Annotated in this window: 20 protein-coding genes; 1 reads left to right on the forward strand and 19 read right to left on the reverse strand. The window is 62.7% G+C overall.

The features are described 5' to 3' along the window. Positions 1–104: 104 nt before the first annotated feature. The 11 genes from PFEN_RS16655 to PFEN_RS16705 all read right to left on the reverse strand — a co-directional run bounded on the left by PFEN_RS16655 (position 105) and on the right by PFEN_RS16705 (position 9484). The gene (locus tag PFEN_RS16655) at positions 105–608 is read right to left on the reverse strand and encodes a TlpA disulfide reductase family protein (RefSeq protein WP_191487921.1); all 504 of its coding nucleotides are present in this window, start codon (positions 606–608) and stop codon (positions 105–107) included. 23 nt (positions 609–631) lie between these two features. Next, positions 632–1660 carry a TonB-dependent receptor gene (locus PFEN_RS16660; RefSeq protein WP_191487922.1) on the reverse strand — a complete coding sequence of 343 codons (1029 nt, stop codon included), beginning with the start codon at positions 1658–1660 and terminating at the stop codon, positions 632–634. 86 nt (positions 1661–1746) lie between these two features. Then, positions 1747–2100 carry a DUF2946 family protein gene (locus PFEN_RS16665; protein WP_191487923.1) on the reverse strand — a complete coding sequence of 118 codons (354 nt, stop codon included), beginning with the start codon at positions 2098–2100 and terminating at the stop codon, positions 1747–1749. A 163-nt stretch (positions 2101–2263) separates the two neighbouring features. Further along, positions 2264–3025: a 1,6-dihydroxycyclohexa-2,4-diene-1-carboxylate dehydrogenase gene (locus PFEN_RS16670; RefSeq protein WP_191487924.1), complete on the reverse strand. Its 762-nt coding sequence runs from the start codon at positions 3023–3025 to the stop codon at positions 2264–2266. A 10-nt stretch (positions 3026–3035) separates the two neighbouring features. Continuing rightward, on the reverse strand, positions 3036–4058 hold the full coding sequence (gene benC, locus PFEN_RS16675) for a benzoate 1,2-dioxygenase electron transfer component BenC (protein ID WP_191487925.1): 1023 nt from the start codon (positions 4056–4058) through the stop codon (positions 3036–3038). 11 nt (positions 4059–4069) lie between these two features. Beyond that, positions 4070–4558: a benzoate 1,2-dioxygenase small subunit gene (benB, locus tag PFEN_RS16680; protein WP_191487926.1), complete on the reverse strand. Its 489-nt coding sequence runs from the start codon at positions 4556–4558 to the stop codon at positions 4070–4072. Next, positions 4555–5931, reverse strand: coding sequence for a Rieske 2Fe-2S domain-containing protein (locus PFEN_RS16685; RefSeq protein ID WP_191487927.1), 1377 nt, complete (start codon positions 5929–5931; stop codon positions 4555–4557). The genes benB and PFEN_RS16685 overlap by 4 nt, the downstream gene beginning before the upstream one ends. 85 nt (positions 5932–6016) lie before the next feature. Continuing rightward, positions 6017–6985 (reverse strand): AraC family transcriptional regulator, encoded by a 969-nt coding sequence (locus tag PFEN_RS16690; protein WP_191487928.1) that lies wholly within the window; start codon positions 6983–6985, stop codon positions 6017–6019. Positions 6986–7084: 99 nt separating this feature from the next. Then, the gene (catA, locus tag PFEN_RS16695; RefSeq protein WP_191487929.1) at positions 7085–7990 is read right to left on the reverse strand and encodes a catechol 1,2-dioxygenase; all 906 of its coding nucleotides are present in this window, start codon (positions 7988–7990) and stop codon (positions 7085–7087) included. 53 nt (positions 7991–8043) lie between these two features. Then, positions 8044–8334: a muconolactone Delta-isomerase gene (catC, locus tag PFEN_RS16700; RefSeq protein ID WP_191487930.1), complete on the reverse strand. Its 291-nt coding sequence runs from the start codon at positions 8332–8334 to the stop codon at positions 8044–8046. A 28-nt stretch (positions 8335–8362) separates the two neighbouring features. After that, positions 8363–9484, reverse strand: coding sequence for a muconate cycloisomerase family protein (locus tag PFEN_RS16705; protein WP_191487931.1), 1122 nt, complete (start codon positions 9482–9484; stop codon positions 8363–8365). A gap of 102 nt (positions 9485–9586) precedes the next feature. Between PFEN_RS16705 and PFEN_RS16710 the strand changes: the two genes are divergently transcribed. Beyond that, positions 9587–10459, forward strand: coding sequence for a LysR family transcriptional regulator (locus PFEN_RS16710; protein ID WP_191487932.1), 873 nt, complete (start codon positions 9587–9589; stop codon positions 10457–10459). A gap of 34 nt (positions 10460–10493) precedes the next feature. On the opposite strand, the gene PFEN_RS16715 is transcribed toward PFEN_RS16710, so the two are convergent. From PFEN_RS16715 to PFEN_RS16750, 8 genes are all read right to left on the reverse strand, one after another. Next, on the reverse strand, positions 10494–11792 hold the full coding sequence (locus PFEN_RS16715) for a chloride channel protein (protein ID WP_191487933.1): 1299 nt from the start codon (positions 11790–11792) through the stop codon (positions 10494–10496). A 142-nt stretch (positions 11793–11934) separates the two neighbouring features. Beyond that, a complete protein-coding gene (locus tag PFEN_RS16720; protein WP_191487934.1) occupies positions 11935–13545 on the reverse strand; it encodes a gamma-glutamyltransferase family protein in 1611 nt (536 codons plus the stop codon). An 86-nt stretch (positions 13546–13631) separates the two neighbouring features. Next, a complete protein-coding gene (locus tag PFEN_RS16725) occupies positions 13632–14411 on the reverse strand; it encodes an amino acid ABC transporter ATP-binding protein (RefSeq protein ID WP_191487935.1) in 780 nt (259 codons plus the stop codon). A gap of 2 nt (positions 14412–14413) precedes the next feature. Then, positions 14414–15190 carry an amino acid ABC transporter permease gene (locus PFEN_RS16730; RefSeq protein WP_191487936.1) on the reverse strand — a complete coding sequence of 259 codons (777 nt, stop codon included), beginning with the start codon at positions 15188–15190 and terminating at the stop codon, positions 14414–14416. A gap of 12 nt (positions 15191–15202) precedes the next feature. After that, entirely contained in the window at positions 15203–16009 is an 807-nt protein-coding gene (locus tag PFEN_RS16735) for an ABC transporter substrate-binding protein (RefSeq protein ID WP_191487937.1), read from the reverse strand. Positions 16010–16082: 73 nt separating this feature from the next. Then, positions 16083–16751: a GntR family transcriptional regulator gene (locus PFEN_RS16740; protein WP_191487938.1), complete on the reverse strand. Its 669-nt coding sequence runs from the start codon at positions 16749–16751 to the stop codon at positions 16083–16085. Between the two features lie 249 nt (positions 16752–17000). Then, positions 17001–17723, reverse strand: a complete 723-nt coding sequence (locus tag PFEN_RS16745; RefSeq protein ID WP_191487939.1) for an alpha/beta hydrolase — start codon at positions 17721–17723, stop codon at positions 17001–17003. Between the two features lie 68 nt (positions 17724–17791). After that, on the reverse strand, positions 17792–18829 hold the full coding sequence (locus PFEN_RS16750) for a purine-nucleoside phosphorylase (protein WP_191487940.1): 1038 nt from the start codon (positions 18827–18829) through the stop codon (positions 17792–17794). Between the last annotated feature and the right edge of the window lie 16 nt (positions 18830–18845).

Below are 18845 nucleotides of genomic sequence, written 5' to 3' on the forward strand. Positions count from 1 at the left end.
TTGATTCTGGGCCGTGACTGACGAATTTGCTTGATCCATATCAATCGCCAGTGCGGGATGGATCCGAGTGCCGGAGCACTCGGGAGTTGCTTGAGGGGGCAGTGCTAATGCGCGGCCAGCAGTGGGCTCACCAACTGATCCAGCAATGACCGATCGATTTTCGGATCGCCCACGCTACCGTCCTTGCGCACCACGCCGTGCCGGTCGATGACATAGGTCATCGGCATGCGCCAGACTCGGCCAAAGCCCTTGAACCCGGCATCCCGCTGGAACGCCGCCGGATAGCTGTAGCGCGCCATGACCTTGCGCACCATGGCATCGTCCTCCGGCTCATCCATGCTGATCGCAATAATCTTCAGTCCTTCGCTTTTGTGCTGCTGGTAATAGGCTTCCATGGCTGGCATTTCCTCTCGACACGGCTCGCACCAGGAGGCCCAGAAATTCACAATCACCACCTGGCCGTCCTGTTTTTGCAAATCGAAGGACTCGCCATCCAGCGTTTTCGCCGTCAGCTCCGGCGCGTGTTCGCCCACATCAATCGCCCATGCCGGCGAGCCAACCAGGCTGCAGCAGAATGCGAGCCAGGGCAGTAGTCTTTTTGCACACATCAGGTTTCCCTCGGTGTCATTGATCACTGGAATGAGTAGCGTGCACCAATGGTTGCGGTATAGCGCGGCGCAAGCTGCACGCCGTTGACATCCTGGTACACCGGCAACTGTACGAAGCTGTACAACGAGATTTTTTTGCCGATAGGCACCGTCACGCCAGGGCTGAGGTAGGCCAGGGTACCGCCGGTACTGACGGTATCGGCATTGGCGCCCTCATCGCGCTCGACATGGCGTACATTCAACTGGATTTGTGGCATGACATAGGCATTGCCCATGTAGCGCAGGCCAAGATTGAGGTTGATACCATCGCCAGGGCGATAGTGATCGCTTGAGTTCAGCGCCTTCTGCAGCATGGCCTGGCCAAAGTAGTCCCAGTTCTTGTTGAGCGTATCCATGTAGTAGACCCCCAGGATGCCATCGGTGGTCCCGGTCCCGGGTTGCAGGCCACGATCTATCGCCACGGGGCCTGGGGCGGTCGGGTCGGTCGATGCCGCGGTATCGTCATGAGCGCCGGTGGGCAGTTTCAACCCGAACAACAGCCCCAGGTTGTGCTGTGGTGTGAACCCCTGATAACGACCGATGACCTTGACGTCGCCGAGACTGGAGGTCCTGGAGCTGTACTGGCCGCCGCCATCGCCCGGGGTGACGCCATCCGATGCCGTACCCAAGGTGCTATGGCTTCGAAAGATATAGGGCAGTTGCAGATCCACGCCCCAGCTCGCATTGAAGCTGTAGTCCAGGCCCAGCGTCAGGTAGTCGTTGCGCGTGTACTTCTCGACTTCCTGTGGGTTGCCGTTATTGGAGAGCTGGCTCGCGGCGCTTGGGGAAATACTGTGGGTACCGCTGCGCAATTGGTTTTGGTTCAGGTAGTCGTAACGCAGGTCCAGTTTCAGCCCCGAGGAGTTGCTGATCCCGAGATTGTCCCAATCGGAACTGAGGGTGCAGCCACAACTGGCACAAGCAAGCGCGAGGTGTGGGAATAAAGCAGTGACAGACAAAGCCGCAAGCGGCAGTGCGCTTCGACGGGTACGGCGCGGTAATGGCATGAGCATGGAGTTGGCATTCCTGGATTTAGTTGCAACGCATAGAGGCAAACCTCCCCAGCAGGTGGGGGAGGATTTGTCATCGCAAGGGAACATCAGGAATAAGCCGGTGGCCCGCGCGGTTCGCAGACCAGCCAGATGCTGCTGATATAACGTGGGTAGATCGCCTGCGCCAGCCCGACCTCGGCGTGAGCGGAAAGCTGCCACTGAACGATGCTGGGCGGTAAACCGATATCGACCGCATGCACGACGCACAGCAGGCAATGGCATTCGTGATCCTGGCCCGGCGCGGGATCATGGCTGCCGGGAGCCTGGACCTGTCCGCTCATGCCAGCCATGTTGCAGTGTTCGCCCATCGCCATTGGCTGCCCATGCGCAGCCGGCAGCCAGAGCATCACGCTCGGCAGCAATGCCGCGAGCATGGCCAGGCAAGCGGCAAATTGACGCAATGAGTGGGGAATCCGGGGCATGGACACAGAAGTGACGTCGCTGATGGTTATTGGCACCAAGGGTGACAAACAACGCTTGCCAGTACAACGTGTCGACAAAGGTTGCGGCATTGTGCCGCAACCCGCAACGCCCTGCGGAGCCGGCTGTATCTGCCCCGCGCGTTCAACCCAGGTCGCCGCCCCCTACTGGCAGGGTCACGCCGGTAATGTAGGATGCCTCGTCGGAAGCGAGGAACAGGATCGCTCCGGCCTGTTCGTCGATACTTCCATAGCGTTTCATCAAGCTGCTGTCCACGGTCTGCTCGACGATTTGTCGGTACCAGGCCTGTTCATCCTCGCTTTGCGCCTGTGCGTTACGCGGAATCCGCCGTGGCGGCGCATCGGTACCACCCGGCGCCGTGGCATTGACCCGGATGCCGCGGCCGGCGGTCTCGAAGGCCAGGCAGGCGGTCAGCGCGTTGACGCCGCCCTTGGCGGCGCCATAGGGCACGCGGTTGACTCCACGGGTGGCCACCGACGACACGTTGACGATCGCGCCACCGCCCTGCGCCAGCATGTAGGGCAGTACCGCGTGGCAGCACCACAGGGTCGGGAACAGCGAACGACGCACCTCGGCTTCGATCTCACGCGCCTGATAGTGTTCGAAAGGCTTGGCCCAGATGGTTCCGCCGACGTTGTTGACGAGGATATCGATCCGCCCGAAGCGCTCATGGGCGGCCTGCATGACGTCCACGCACTGGTCGTGGCGTTCCAGGTCGGCGGTGAGGGTCAAGGTCCGTTCGCCGCGCAGTTCATGAATCAGCTCGGAGCGATCCACCGCGACCAGCCAGGCGCCCTCCTCCAGCATGCGTTCGGCCACCCGGCGGCCGATCCCCTGGGCCGCGCCAGTGACCAGCGCGACCCTGTCCTTGAAACGTGGGTTCATCACGATCTCCTCAGGCGACATCGCCGATAACGATGTTATTGGCGGTGAACTTCTCGTAGTGGAAGCTGAACGGAGTCAGCCCCATGGCCTTGAAGTGCTGCCGCACCGCATCGACCATCGGTGGCGGCCCGCACAGGTAAACGTCGACGTCACCTTCGTTGAGCACCCCGGGTGCCAGATGCTGGGTCACATAACCCTGGCGCGGGTGCCGCGTCCGCGGATCGCCGACACAGGTGACGAAGCTGAAGTTCGGCAAGCGCGCGCAGAACCCTTGCAACGCCTCGAGCATGACCAGGTCCTGGTCCCGGGACACTCCATAGATCAGGCTGATCGACTGCTGCTCGTTGCGCTCGGCAAGGACTTCGAGCATCGACAGAAACGGCGCGAGTCCCGTGCCTCCGGCCAGGAACAGCAGCGGCCGGGTGACCGCGCGCAGGTAGAAACTGCCCAGCGGCCCGGTCATCGACACTCTCTCTCCGGGTTGGGCGCGACCCAGCCAGCCACTCATGAGTCCGCCGGCGACCTGCTTGATCAGGAAGCTGGCCTGGCCGCTGCCGGGTAGGCTGCTGAACGAGTACGAACGAGTCTGTTCACTGCCGGGGACAGCGATATTCACGTACTGTCCCGGCAGAAAGGCCAATGTCTGGTCGAGTTCGAAGTGGACCTCAAGGGCCGCGTCGGCATGCGTAGTGATAGCGCCCAGGGTTGCGTCAAACCGCATGGTGCCAGTTTTGCAGGTACTGGACGCTACGGGCACGGCCAGCACACAGTCGCTTTCAGGGACCATCTGGCAGGTCAGCACCTGCCGCTGCTCGACTTCATCGGCGCCCAGCGCTTCGTCGAGGTAGTCTTCGCCGAGGTCGTAGGCGCCGCTTTCGCAGCGGCACTTGCAGGTGCCACAGACGCCGTCGGAGCAGTCCATGGGCAGGTTGATAGCCTGGCGAAAGGCGGCGTCGAGCACCTTTTCGCCAGCGTTGCAGTCGATGAACCGGGTGACCCCGTCCTCGAAGTTCAGGGCGATGCGATACGTCATGGGGCTCACCCTCAAATATGATAGATATCAATAACCTGGTGGATATAGTCGTTCTTGAGTATCACCTTCTTGCGGGTGATCAGCGGTTGTTCGCCGCTGACATCGAGGCGATAGAACGAGGTACCGAAGTACGAATCCGTGGTCTTGTAGCGATGACTGAGGGTGTGCCAGTTGAAGCGCAACTCGACTTCACGCGCATCGTCGGCCAGCACTTCGAGGTTGGCGATCAGGTGCACGGTGCGTGGTTGCGGCGTGCTGGCACTGGAACGCTCGGTCTTGATGCGGAACACGCGGTCTTCCAGTCCGTCGCGGTTGGGGTAATAGATCAACGAGATTTCGCGCTGCGGGTCCTCGGTGAGGCTGTCGTGGTCATCCCAGGCCGGCATCCAGAACTCCGCCCGCGGGCTATAGCATTGCAGCCATTCGTCCCATTGGCGGTCATCGAGCAAGCGGGCCTCGCGGTGGAGGAAATCCAGCAGGCGATCACGGGAAATATTCATGCCCGGCCCTCCTTGTCGGTGGCGATCAAGTGCTTGCGCTCTTTCTCCAGTGCCGTGAGCAGGCTCGCGGCCCAATGCGCGTGCTGGCGCACGAACAGCCCCTCGTCCTCGGTCTTGATGCCGCTCAGCCACGGCCGCATGCCCATCGCCCGGGCATTCTCGTCGGCCCCCTCCAGCCATTGTTTCGCCCCACGGCTGAGGTCGTTCCACAATGGGATCGAGCCCTGGTAGCCGGTCTGGCAGGAACGGAACTCCTCCAGGTCGTCGGGGGTGCCCATGCCGCTGACATTGAAGAAATCTTCGTATTGGCGGATGCGGGTCGCGCGTTCCTCGGCGCTTTCACCCTTGGGTGCCATGCAGTAGATCGTCACCTCGGTCTTGTCGACCGCGAGCGGTCGTACCACGCGGATTTGCGTCGAGAACTGATCCATCAGGTAAACGTTGGGGTACAAGCACAGGTTGCGGGTCTGCTCGACGATGAAGTCGGCACGTGCCTGGCCCAGTCGCTCGGCCAGGGCCTCGCGGTGGGCATGTACCGGACGCACCTCCGGGTTGAGCAGCCGAGTCCAGAGCAGGATATGCCCATGCTCGAAGGCGTAGACACCGCCAAGGCTTTTCGACCAGCCATTGGCATCCACGGTGCGCGTGCCCTCGCTTTCGTAGTTGCGCCGCTGCATGGTTGCCGAATAGTTCCAGTGCACGGAACTGACGTGGTAGCCGTCGGCACCGTTCTCGATCTGCAGCTTCCAGTTGCCGTCGTAGACATAGGTCGAGCTGCCGCGCAGCACTTCCAGGCCTTCGGGGGCCTGATCGACCATCTGGTCGATGATGACCCGGGTTTCCCCCAGGTAATCGCTCAACGCCGGGACCTGTTCCGAAAGGCTGCCGAAGAGGAACCCGCGATAGTTCTCGAAGCGCCCCAGGCGCCGCAGGTCATGGGAACCGTCGCAATCGAAGCTGTCGGGGTAGGCGCCGGTCTTGCCATCCTTGACCTTGAGCAGCTTGCCGGCGTTGCTGAAGGTCCAGCCATGGAACGGGCAGGTGAACGAGCCTTTGTTGCCTTGCTTGTGTCGACAGAGCATGGCGCCACGGTGGGCGCAGGCGTTCACCAGGCCATGCAGCAGACCCTGCTTGTCACGGGTGATCACCACCGGCTGGCGGCCGATGAAGGTGGTGAAATAGTCGTTGATCTCCGGGACCTGGCTTTCATGGGCCAGGTAGACCCAGCCACCTTCGAAAATGTGTTTCATCTCCAGCGAGAACAGCTCGGTGTCGGTGAAGATATCGCGGCGGCAACGGAAAAGTCCGTTAGTGGGGTCTTCCTGAACGGACTCGCTGATCTGGCGCGCGAGTCGGTCGAGTGTGTCGGTCATGGGCTGGGCCCTCCATTGTTCTTGTCTCAGGCGCCCTCACCTTATGCCCGCCCCGCCCTCGACAATATCCGCCCCCTGCAAATCGCTATCCCGTGAGCGCAACGGCCTCCTGCCGGCGGCGCCAGGTGTGCGAGGGCAATTCACCGAAGCGCTTGCGGTAGGCCTCGGAAAAGCGCCCCAGATGCAGGAAACCATGATCCAGGGCCACTTCGGTGATGCTCCGCGCGCCTGGCAACTGCAACACCGCATGCACCCGCTCCAGCTTGCGCTGACGCACATAATCGCGGGGCGAAAGGCCGACATGCCGTTCGAACAGCAAATACAGGGAACGCTCGCTGACCCGCGCCACTTCACGCAACTGCGCAATGCCGATCTCATCGCGCAGATGCGCCTCGATAAACTGGCGTACCGCTTCGAAGCCACCGGTGTCCACGACCTCGGGGCGGACTTGCCGCACATTGTTCGCCAGCAGGGCCAGCAGCTTGCTGGCGACGATCCGCTCGTACAGCGCCTGAACCTCGGGCGTCGCGCGGTTCTCGGCCTCATGGCAGACCAGCGCGAGCAGTTGTACAAAGCCGTCCAGCCCGGCCAGGTCGCGGCACTCGCTATCGAAGCGGATACCCTGGCGCGGGAGCAGCCAGTGCTGAGCCAGGCAGGCATTTTCCAGCAGGCGCATCGGCAGCTTGACGATGAACTTCTCGCAATCGGCCGAATACGTCAGGTCCACCGGATCATCCGGGTTGATCAGCAGGACCTCGCCAGGCCGATAGATCCGTTCCTCGCCCCGGGAGCTCGAGCGGCAATGCCCGCTCAGCAGGATTTGCAGGTGATAGATGCTTTCCAGGGCCGGCGACATCACCCGCACCCGGGCGCCGTAACTGATACGACAGAGGTCGAGAGTGGAAAAGGTGCGGTGCTTGATGCTCGCCTGCGCGCGCGCCTGGGGCGGCAGGCGAATGCAATGGTTGCCGACATGCTGGTTGACATATTCGGAGACGGCATGGGGATCGGCCTGCTCGTAGATCCGACTGCGCTCACTCAACAGGTTCGTCATGGGATAAGCCTCTCTTGTTGTTCGATCAAGGCTGGCGTAACGACAAAAGTCCCGTGAGCAAATACCCACGGGACTCGCGACGCCGGTGCACGCCGGGTATCAGGCTTCGAGCGCCCTCACCCGTTCACGTCGGTCCTGCTCCTTGGCGGCGGCGGTCGACTGCAATGTGAAATCGAAATCGATCTCGGCATGTCGCCCGTTGGCATCATCCTTGAAGACGATTTCAGCAATCAGTTCGTCGCGGGTGGCATAGGCGAAGTCATCGTGCAGGTACCGATCGCCAGCCAGGTTGATCTGCGTGGTCAGGTGCCGATGACCGGGGGCGGAAATGAAGAAGTGGATATGCGCCGGGCGTTGGCCGTGCCGGCCCAACTGGTCGAGCAACTGCTGGGTCGGACCATCGGGCGGGCAGCCGTAGCCGGAGGGCACGATGCTCTGGAAGCGAAAGCGACCTTCGGCGTCCGTGCGGATGCGGCGGCGCAGGTTGAATTCGGACTGGGTGGGATCGAAGTACGAATAGGTGCCACCGGTGTTGGCGTGCCACACATCGACGAGCGCATGGGCCAGCGGCTTGCCCTCCAGATCGCGGACCTGGCCGCGCATGAACAGCACGGTGCCTGGATCGCGGCCGTCATCGAGCCTGGCTTCGCGCTCGCAAAGTGGCGCCCCGGCGACATACAGCGGCCCTTCGATGGTCCGCGGGGTGCCGCCGACATGCCCGGCCTGCTCGTCTTCGGCGTCCAGCAACAGGTCGAGATAATGTTCCAGGCCCAGGCCGGCGACGAGCAGACCGGCCTCCTGGCGGCTGCCCAGTTCGTTCAGGTAGTTCACCGCCTTCCAGAACTCTTCCGGCGAGATTTGCAGGTCTTCGATCAGGCGGATGCTGTCGGTCAACACCCGATGGACAATCTGCTTCACCCGCGGGCTGCCAGTTGGCTGGTCAAGGCCGGCGGCGCCTGCGAAGAAATCCTGGACTTCGGCAGTTTGGGAGATATGAACGGTCATGCTGGTGTTCCTCATCATTGTTCTTGTGGATGCAAACGTTGGAAAGTTCGAACTCAGCGGTCGTCGGCATGGACCGAAGAGGGATGCCTGCACAGCGCCATGATTTCAATGTCCATATAGGGGTAAAGCGGCAGTTGCATCAGGGTATCGTGCAGGGCCTGGGCATCCGGCACGTCGAATACACTGACATTGGCATACAGCCCGGCAATGCGCCAAAGATGGCGCCAGGTACCTTGTCGTTGCAGGCTCTGGGCCAGCTCGCGCTCCTCGGCCTTGAGCTGCGCGGCCTGTTCGGCCGGCATGTCGCTGGGCAGTTTGACGGTCATGCGCACGTGAAAAAGCATGGTCTGGATGTCCTCTCGGTTCAACGAATCAATGGCGGGCAAAGCGCGCCAGGCGCTTTTCATCGAGTTCCAGTCCCAGTCCGGGCGCACGCGGGATCAGCAACTGGAAATCACGATAGATCGGCGGTTCGCACAGAATGTCTTCGGTCAGCAGCAACGGGCCGAACAATTCGGTATGCCACTCCAGCTTGTCGAGGGTGGCAAAGGCGTGCGCGGCCGCCAGGGTGCCGATACTGCCCTCGAGCATGGTTCCGCCGTACAGGCCGATGCCCGCCGCCTCGGCAATCGCGGCGGTACGCAACACCGCGCGTGGGCCACCGGTCTTGGCGATCTTCAAGGCGAAAATGCTCGCGGCGCCCATTTGCGCCAGGGCAAAGCTGTCCTGCACCGACTCGATGGCTTCATCGGCCATCAGCGGGATCGGGCTGTGAGCACTCAGGCGCACCATGCCGGCCCGGTCATGCCGCGACAGCGGTTGTTCGATCAGTTCGACCCCGGCATCGGCCAGTTGGCGACAGGCGTGCACCGCCACGGCTTCGCTCCAGGCCTGGTTGATATCCACGCGAACGCTGGCGCGCTCGCCCAGGGCGCGCTTGATCGCGGCGACATGGGCAATGTCGCGAGCCGGCTCACCGGCGCCGATCTTGAGTTTGAAATGACGATGGCGGCGCAAGTCGAGCATGCGCTCGGCTTCCTCGATGTCCTTGGCGGTGTCACCGCTGGCCAGGGTCCAGGCCACTTCCACGCCGTCACGCAGACGGCCACCGAGCAGTTCGGCCAGCGGCAGGCCCAGGCGCTTGCCCTGGGCATCGAGCAAGGCGGTTTCCACCGCCGAGCGGGCGAAGGTGTTAGCGCGGATGGCGCGGTCGACCCGCTGCATGGCGGCATTCACATTGCCGGCCTCCTGGCCGATCAGCAGTGGCGCGAACCAGGTATCGAGGTTGACCTTGATGCTTTCCGGGCTTTCCCCGGCGTACGCCAGGCCGCCAATGGTGGTGGCCTCACCGATGCCGACGATGCCGTCGCTGCAACGGATACGCAGAATGACCAGCGTCTGGCCATGCATGGTGTGCATCGCCAGCTTGTGCGGGCGGATGGTGGGCAGATCGACAATCTGGGTATCGAAGTGTTCGATAGTTACAGCGCTCATGGCGTATCCGTCTACGTGTTGTTTGTCTTCAGGCCAAGATTGACTCGCCGGAAGGTGACGGTCCAATATTGAATTAGTCTCGCTTCATACCCAGGAGGTATCGTGGAGCTTCGTCATTTGCGTTATTTCAAGGTGCTCGCCCAGACCTTGAATTTCACCCGCGCGGCCGAGCAGTTGAACATCGCCCAGCCACCCCTCAGCCGGCAGATCCAACAATTGGAGGAAGAGTTGGGAGTCCCGCTGCTGGAACGCTCGCGGCCATTGCGCCTGACCGAGGCCGGGCGATTTTTCCAGGAACATTCCAGCCAGTTGCTCGAACAGCTCGAACGGGTCTGCACCGATACCCGGCGCGTCGCCGCTGGTCGCAAGCGCTGGCTGGGCATCGGCTTTGCACCGTCGACCCTGTACGGTGCCCTGCCCGACCTGATCCGCCGCCTGCGCAGTTTCGGCGATATCGAACTGGGTCTGTCGGAGCTGATCACCCTGCAGCAGCTGGAAGCCTTGAAAAGTGGACGTATCGATATCGGTTTCGGTCGGATGCTGTTCGATGACCCGGCCATCGTGCAGAAAGTCCTCAGGCAAGACCCCCTGGTCGCGGCCTTGCCGGCCGGACATCCGCTGCTCGGGCGGGCGGTCAGCCTGGAGGAGCTGGCCGCGCAGCCGTTTATCCTCTACCCGGCCAGCCCGCGTCCCAGTTATGCCGACCACGTCCTGGGGGTATTCGCCGGACATGGCCTGAGCATCCACGTGGCGCAGATGGCCAATGAACTGCAGACCACCATCGGCCTGGTGGCGGCCGGGGTCGGCATTGCCCTGGTGCCCGCATCGGTACAGCGCTTGCACCGGGATGACATCGGCTATACATCATTGCAGGACAGCAGCATCACCTCGCCGATCGTGGTCAGTTACCGGGCCGGCGACGTATCGGAGGTGTTGCAGCGCTGCCTGCAATTGCTGACCGGTCATGACGCGTAGCGGCGAGGCTGTGGGAACAAGGCCAACCAGGGGATTAGCGTTTTTCCCCGCCAAGCACTTCGCATAAACGACTCATGCACACCGAACCCACCACCGCCAGGATGATCGGCACCAGGAAGTCGTGATCGATCCGGGTGAACTCCGCCACCAATACAATGGCGGTGATCGGCATGGCCATGGACGCCGCCAGGAACGCCGCCGCGCCGACGATGGCGAAGGCTCCCAGTTCCACACCGGGCCAGGCCAGGTTCCATAATCCGCCCAGGAGAATCGCCATCAACGCTCCGATCGCCAGGGCGGGCGTCAGCAACCCGCCTTCGGCTCCCGCGCGCAAGCTGCTGCTGGTGACCAGCACCTTGGCCAGCAACAAGGCGGCCGCGAGGCCCAGGCTCAGCTCATTGTCAAAGCCCAACTGCGCCGGTCCCTTGCCGTTGCCCAACACTTGCGGCAGGTAGACCGCCAAGCAGCCGATCAGGGTGAAGTTGATCAAGGACAATATCGGCAGCCGCAAGCCGCGAGCGGCCTTGATCCGCGCACGCCCCGTCAAGCGCACGAAGCCATAGGCGGCAAGGCCGAAGAATGGCCCGGCAATCAGCGACCAGGCGAGCAGCCCGGGTGTCAGCGCCAGGCTCGGTATTACGTATTGCACCTGTGCTCCCAAGCCGATCCAGGCGACGGCGGCGCCAATGGCCGACGTCGCCAGGGCCATGAGCGCCGCCGGCCAGCTGAAAACCCCCAGCAGCCCTTCCAGGACAAATACCGCGCCTCCCAACGGCACGTTATAGACCGCCGCCAAGCCGGCCCCTGCCCCACAGGCAATCAGCAATCGGTGGTTCTCCGGGGCCAGTTGCGCCTTGCGCGATAACCAGGCCCCCACCAAGGCACCGACCTCGCGCGGAGCGACTTCCCGGCCCAGCGGTGAACCCAGGCCCACCGTGACGATCTGCAGAAGCGCATGGCACAAGGTGGTCCGAGGGGGCATTGCGGGGCCCTCGGGCGAGACGGCTTTGCGGATGCCGACCAGCGGCCGGCCGAAGCGGTAGATGGCCCACCAGCCCAGACCCGCGACCACGCCGCACAGCACCAACACCAGGATCCGCCGCGAGGTCGAGGCGCTGCTTACGCCGATCAGGAAACTTTCATGGCTGGTGAGGCTGTCCTGACCGTAGCCATAGGCCAAGTGCTGGACGGCATGCAGCAGCATCGCCAGCAGCGTGCCGCCCAGGCCGGCACCGACACCGGTCAGGATCACCACCAGGGCAAGGACGAATAAGGCACGGAACCGGGAGCGAGCGTTGACTGCGGTGGATAGCGCTGGTTCCGGCAAAGCCATTCGAATCTCCGCAAGGTCAGGTGCACGACGACCGGATGGCCGCGCGCCGAGCGTGATTATGTCGCCTGCGGCGCAATCTGCACATCCCGCCCCCGCGGCCTCTGGACTTCATCTGCGCCTGCCCGGTGGATTGAACCGGCCACTACCACACCGCGATATGGGAGTCGGCCCGTGGTTCCGTCCCGCCGCACAGTACACCGCTCACGGGGTCTCGCAGGATGATCTGGCCACGTCCATAGTCGGTCAGATCGCAGGCGATCTGCACCTGATGGCCGCGCCGCGCCAGTGCCGTCGCCAGGTCTCGCGAGGCGCCCTGCTCGATGCCGACCTTCATTCCGCCCAGCCACTGCCAGCGCGGCGCATCGAGCGCGGCCTGGGGGTTCAGGCCAAAGTCCACCAGGTTCATCACCATCTGCACATGGCCCTGCGGCTGCATGTAGCCGCCCATCACGCCGAATGGCCCGAGGGCTTCGCCAGCCTGGCTGAGAAAGCCGGGAATAATGGTGTGGAAGGTCTTCTTGCCGGGCACCAGGCAGTTGGCATGGGTCGGGTCGAGGCTGAATTCCTGTCCGCGGTTCTGCAAGGCGATGCCGCTGTCAGGCAGCACCACGCCGGAGCCGAAGCCGTGGTAGTTGCTCTGGATAAACGAGACCATGTTGCCTTCGGCATCGGCGCTCGCCAGGTACACCGTGCCGCTGGCGTGGGGATCGCCGGGCGCGGGCGGCTGCGCCTGCTCACCGATCTGTCCGCGCCGTTGGCTGCTGTAAGCGTCGCTGAGCAAGTCAGCCACCGCCACCCGCATGTGCAACGGATCGGTGATGTAGTGCAAACCATCGCTGTAGGCCAGCTTCATGGCCTCCAACTGACGGTGCCAGGTTTGCTGGCTGTCACGATGGTCGAAGGTGAAGCCTTCGAGGATCTTCAACGTCATCAGCACCACCAGGCCCTGACCGCTCGGAGGAATCTCCCAGACGTCATAGCCGCGGTAATTGACGCGGATCGGTTCGACCCACTGTGCGCGATAGCCTTGCAGATCGCTGCCGCGCAGGTAGCCGCCAGTGGCGCGGGAATGGGCATCCAGGCGCGCGGCCAGGTCGCCGCGATACAGGCTTTCGCAGGCCGTGGCGGCCAGTTCTTCCAGGGTCCTGGCCTGGGCCGGGTTACGGAAAATCTCTCCGGCCCGCGGCGCACGTCCGGCGATCAGGAATGTGTCGAACCAGGGGGCGAGCACGGCGTCGCGATGTGGCGTGAATTCTTCCAGCGCCAGCTGCCATTGATGGGCCACCACCGGCGACACTGGAAAGCCCTCGCGCGCCAGGCTGATGGCCGGTTGCAGCAGTTCGGCAAAGGGCAGCTTGCCAAAGCGTTTCGACAACTCGGCCCAGGCCGACGGGCAACCCGGCACGGTCACTGGCGTCCAGCCATAGAGTGGCATCTGTGTGTGGCCCGCCGCCTTGAGCGTATCGATGTTTAACGCCGCCGGGGCCTGGCCGTTGCCGTTAAGACCGTGCAATTGGCCCTTGCACCAGACCAGCGCGAAGGCGTCGCCCCCCAGACCGCAACCGGTGGGCTCGACCACCGTCAGCGCCGCCGCCGTGGCGATGGCCGCGTCAATGGCATTGCCGCCCTGGCGCATGATCTCGATGCCGGCCTCGGCGGCCAGGGGCTGTGAGGCCGCGACCATGCCACGGCGGGCAAACACGCTCTGGCGTTGCGACGGATAAGGGTATTCATGGGCAGAAAATTTCAACATGGCAAAGTCTCTTCCAAGCAAGCATTCTTTGGCCGGTTGGATTCCGGGTCCACTCCCGGAGCATCCGACGTTGACTGACGACCCGCTCACAGCACGCGACTGAGAAAGGCTTGGGTACGCGGATGTACGGGGCGGCTGAAGATCTGTTCCGGCGGTCCCTGTTCGATCAGTTCGCCCTGGTCGAGGACCACCACCCGGTCAGCGACTTCCCGGGCAAAGCCCATCTCGTGGGTGACCACCAGCATGGTCATGCCCTCCTCGGCCAACTGCTTCATCACCTGCAGCACCTCGCCGACGGTTTCCGGATCCAGGGCACTGGTGGGCTCGTCGAACAGCATGGCCTGGGGTTTCATCGCCAGGGCCCGGGCAATCGCCACCCGCTGTTGCTGACCGCCGGAGAGCATCGACGGATAATGCAGGGCCTTGTCCGCCAGGCCGACCCGGGCGAGCAAGGCCCGCGCCTGCTCCAGCGCCTCGGCTCGCGGCACGCCGAGCACCTGGATCGGCGCTTCGATGATATTTTCCAGGGCCGTCATATGCGGAAACAGATTGAAGCGCTGGAAGACCATGCCGATGTCCCGGCGCTGGCGCGCGATGCTGCGCTCGGAGTCGCGTACCAGGCTGCCGTCGGCGCGCTCGTGGTAGCCCATGGCCCGGCCATTGACGCGAATACGCCCACGCTGGATGTCTTCCAGCAGGTTGATGCAGCGGATGAAGGTGGTCTTGCCCGAGCCCGAGGCGCCGATCAGTACCACCACTTCTCCGCGCCGCACTTGCAGGGAAATGCCCTTGAGTATCTGCAAGTCGCCAAAGGACTTGTGAATATCCTGGGCCTCGATGATCAGTTCTTCACTCTTGTGCGCCATGCTTAACGCCCCCTCAGCAGTTTAAAGGCACTGCGACCAAACATCCGGCTGGAGGCCGGCGGCGGTGACGAAGGCCGATCCGACTGACCAAAGCGTGCTTCGAGCCAGCGCTGGAAGAAGCCCCACAGCGTGGTGAGTAACAGGAAGTAGATCGCCACTACCAGGTACAGCTCGAACACCCGGAACGTCGCCGAGGTGACCATCTGCGTGCTCAGCAACAACTCCTGCACACCGATCACGCTGACCAACGTGGTGTTCTTGAGCATCACGTTGAACTCGTTGCCCAGCGCCGGAACTATCACTCGGAATGCCTGGGGCAGGACAATGCGCCGCATCAACTTGCCGAAGGTCATGCCCAGCGAACGCCCAGCCTCGTATTGGCCCTTGTCCACGGCGCCGATCCCGGCGCGGATGATCTCGGCCATATAGGCGCCTTCGTTCAGACCCAGGGCGATGATCGCCGCCTGGATATTGCCCGGCACCACCAGGCCGAACAGTTCCAGGTCTTCGAAACGGAAGATCCCGCCGGCGGCCAACGCGGTATAGAGAAAGACGATCTGCACCAGCAACGGCGTACCGCGCATCAACCACACGTAAAACCGCACCGGCAGGTGCAGCAAGGGATTACGCGACAAGCGCAGCAATGCCGCCGCCAGCCCCAGCACGCAACCCAGCGACATTGCCAACACACTGATCAGGCAGGTCAGCCAGAGCCCGGTGAGGTAGACCCCGCTGGGCTGCAACAGGTACTGCCAGAACACGTCCCAATTGAAATTCATCGAGCGCCCGCCTCAGTCGAGTGTGTCGCTGGCGACATGCCATTTGCCCAGCAGTTGGGCGTAGCTACCGTCGCCGCGCATGTCGCTGACAATCTGCTGCACGGCCTTGCTCAGTTGCGGGTCGTCCTTGCGAATGCCCAGGCCGGTGAGAATCCGGCTGAAGGCCGGCACCCCTTCCTCGAACAGCTCGGGCGCCATGGCGGCGTAGTAACCGGCGGTTTCCACGGTGGTGCCGTAGGCGTCCACCTGGCTGATGCGCAGAGCCTGGAAAGCATCGGTATCGGTGTTGTAGACCACCAGCTTCATCGGCGTCTTGCCGGCCTTGGCCAGGGTGTCGTTCTCGGTATCCAGCAAGGTCTTGATGGTCGAGCCGTTGAGCACCGCCACCTTGTGTCCGGACAGGTCTTCCAGGGCCTTGATATGCTTGGGATTGCCCTTGGGCACCACCACCGACTGGCTGGAGTACATGTAGTTGACGATATCGATCACTTCCCGGCGTTCGGGTTTATCGAACAGTTGGTCGACGATCATGTCGCACTGTTTGGCCAGCAGCGCTGGGAGCAATCCGGAAAACGGCACGACCCGCCACTCGACTTTCTTGTCCCCCAGGCGCTTGGCGATTTCCAGGCCCAGGTCGACGGTCAGGCCCCTGGGCTTCTGGGCCTCGTCGAACGACACCAGCGGTGGCGAGTCCATGCCCGAGCAATAGGTCAGTTTTTCGACCTTTTGCAAGCGCTCCGGCACCTGGGGAGCGGCGACCGCCCCCTGTACCAGAAGACCGAGGGATACAGCGATAAGCAACACACGGCGTTTATGCATGACCAGACACTCCAGTTCGTCGGTAACGGGGGCAGTACTCAAAGTCAAAACACGGCCGGACTTGAGCCCGGTTCTATTTTTCCGATTGCAGAAAGGCGATCAGCGCGGGCACCGTGCCCTCGATGTGATGGCGTACCACGGCTTCGGCACGCTCGGCATCGCCCGTGCGAATCGCGTCGAGGATCACCGCGTGCTCCTGGCGGGCGCTCAAGGGTTTTTCGCTGTGGTGCAACCACAGACGCATGGGCGCCTCGATCAGCGAATACAGGGCCGTTATCTGTTTCATCAGCCGTGGACGGCCGCTGAGGCTGCACAGGTATTCGTGAAAGGCTCGATGGCGGCTGACCCACTGGGCGCTTTCGTCCCGGTAGTCATCCATCGCGTCGAGCATGCGCTCCAGGGTCGCCAACTGGCGCTCGCCGATCCTCGGCACCGCCACGCGGATCGCCAGGCCCTCCAGGGCACTGCGCATATCGAAGACTTCCTGCAACTCATCGAACTCCAGGCCGCTGACAATTGCCCCGCGATTGGGCCGCAAAGTCACCAGGCCCTGTGCATCGAGACGGCGAAAGGCCTCGCGCACCGGCATGCGGCTCATGCCGATTTCGCTGGCAATATCCTCGGCGATCAGCCGATCGCCTTTGCGATAGCGACCGCAACAGATCGCTTCGAGCAGAAAGGTATAAGCCTCCTCCTCGGCGGTCTGGGGCTGACGTTCAACATAAGCGGAGGCGAATTGCATGGGGAGCACCTTTTGTCTTTTTGTATCCAATTATCCATGAATACAAAAAAGCATAAGTCATGCCAATTCCTGAATATGTACTCAATGGCTTGATGGGAATAGGTTTTTCCCGAGATCGGGTTTTTCAGGAAAGGAAGGCGTGACGGCTGACTGCTACAAAAACGCGCAGTGACGCTCCAAAAAAGTGAAACCTTGCATTCGGGTAACACCTCTGCAGCAGGGAAATAGCCGGTGGTTCTGTTGGCGCCGTCAGTGTTTCAACGAGGCGCCGATCCAGTTTTTCAAGTCGCTGACCTCGGTGGCGCTGATGGTGTGCCCGACGCCAGGATAGGAGTGAAACTGCGGCTCGATGGACAGCCCCTGCAAGACCCGCAAAGCCTCGCTCGCACCAGCGTAAGGCACCTGCGGGTCAGCAGTGCCATGGCCGATAAAGACCTTGAGCGCGGCGTACTGTGGCCCGTCCTTGAGTTCCCCACGCAGCGCCGGCAGCAGTCGGCCGCTAAGGGGCGCGATACCGCGCAGCAGCTCGGGATGCCGGAGCGCGACCTCGTAGGTCATCATCGCGCCCTGGCTGAAGCCCACCAGGAATACCTTGTCAGGCTGAGTGTGGTATTTCTCGGTGACCCGAGCGATAAAGTCGCTGATGGCCTCGGCGCTCTGGCGCAGGTCGTCGCTGTCGCCGTCATACTGCGGCGCCTCGCGTTTCTGGTGGAACCACTGGTAGGCACCTGTTCTCACCTCCAGGCGTCCACGCACCGAAAGCACGGTGTAGTCAGCCGGCAGATCGTCCTTGATCCCGAACAGATCGTCCTCGTTACTGCCGTAGCCGTGCAGGAAGATCACCAACGGCTGGTCGCGGGTATCGGCACTGGCCTGGGCCTGGTAGGTCAACGGCATATCGGCGAGCAGTTCGGCCTGTGCGACCGACGCGGTGCAGGCCAACAGCAAGGCCAGGGCCAGGGGTTTGAGCATGGTCGGTATTCTCCGCGGGATCGGTGGGACGCCCAGCTTAGCACTGGCGGCGTGCCCCACCGAATCACTCAGTTCTGCGGAACACCCTGTTCCCAAGCCTTCCAGTTACCCAGGATCGCCTGCACCAACGGATTACCCGCCCGGTACAGATTCTCCAGGGCCGGGACAAAACCGCCCTGGTCGGCATACTTGAGCAGATTGTCGACTTCGCTGTAACCCGGATAAGGCCGATCGAAATCCGAGCCTGCACGCACCACCGCCAGGCGGTTGATATCCACCCGTCCGGCCTTGCTCGCCCGCAGCAAGGCTTCGTAGGTGGAGTTGTCTTCCTGCTGGGTGGTGCAGTAGACGCCCTTGTTGTCTGTCAGCAAGCGGGTCCAGACCTCGGCCCGTTCACTCAGGCGGGTCCCGGAAAACCAGGTGTTGCCCGCCAGGGTATCGCAACGGGTCACGACCGGTGCCTGGTTGGCTGGCGCATAGGGGTATTTGAGCCGCCAGGCCGCGGACTCCTTGCTCTCGCTCAAGCTCACCTGATGCGACAAGGCAAAGGCCTTGGCCTGCAATTGGGGATTGAGTTCGAAGACTTCGGTCTTGTAGTCCAGCGGTGGCTTCTCGTTCGGACCGCGGGTGTTGATGCCGATGTAGCCGGTGGGCCAGTCTTTTGGTGCATCCCGCGCATCCAGCTCCCACTGGGTGCCGAACTCCACCAGATAATGCGCCCAGGCCACCGTACCGAGCGTACCTTGATGCGGGTTGATCCCGGCAATGCCGGCGATCAGGAAATACGACTGGCGCAGATCGAACTGCGGCGACAACGCCAGGGCCAGGGTCGAGGCGGCGGCGTTGGTCTGGCCCATTCCTGTCACCAACAGGCAGGTGTCCCGATCATTGCAGCGAATATTCGGATACTCGGCGCTGAGGCCAGGCAGCGGAACTTCGTGCTTGAGGGCCAGGCGCTCGATCCAGGTCTGCGCTTCGGGCGCGAACATGGTGATCAATATGACCTTGGGCTTGATCGGCGGTGCCGGCGCGGCCCAGACGGAGGGTGGGACAAGGCCGCCGAGCAACAGACCGGCGACGAGGGAATGACGAGCAACAGCACGCATTGAACAGTCCTTTTGC

Source organism: Pseudomonas sp. FEN (assembly GCF_904067045.1).
Lineage (GTDB): Bacteria > Pseudomonadota > Gammaproteobacteria > Pseudomonadales > Pseudomonadaceae > Aquipseudomonas.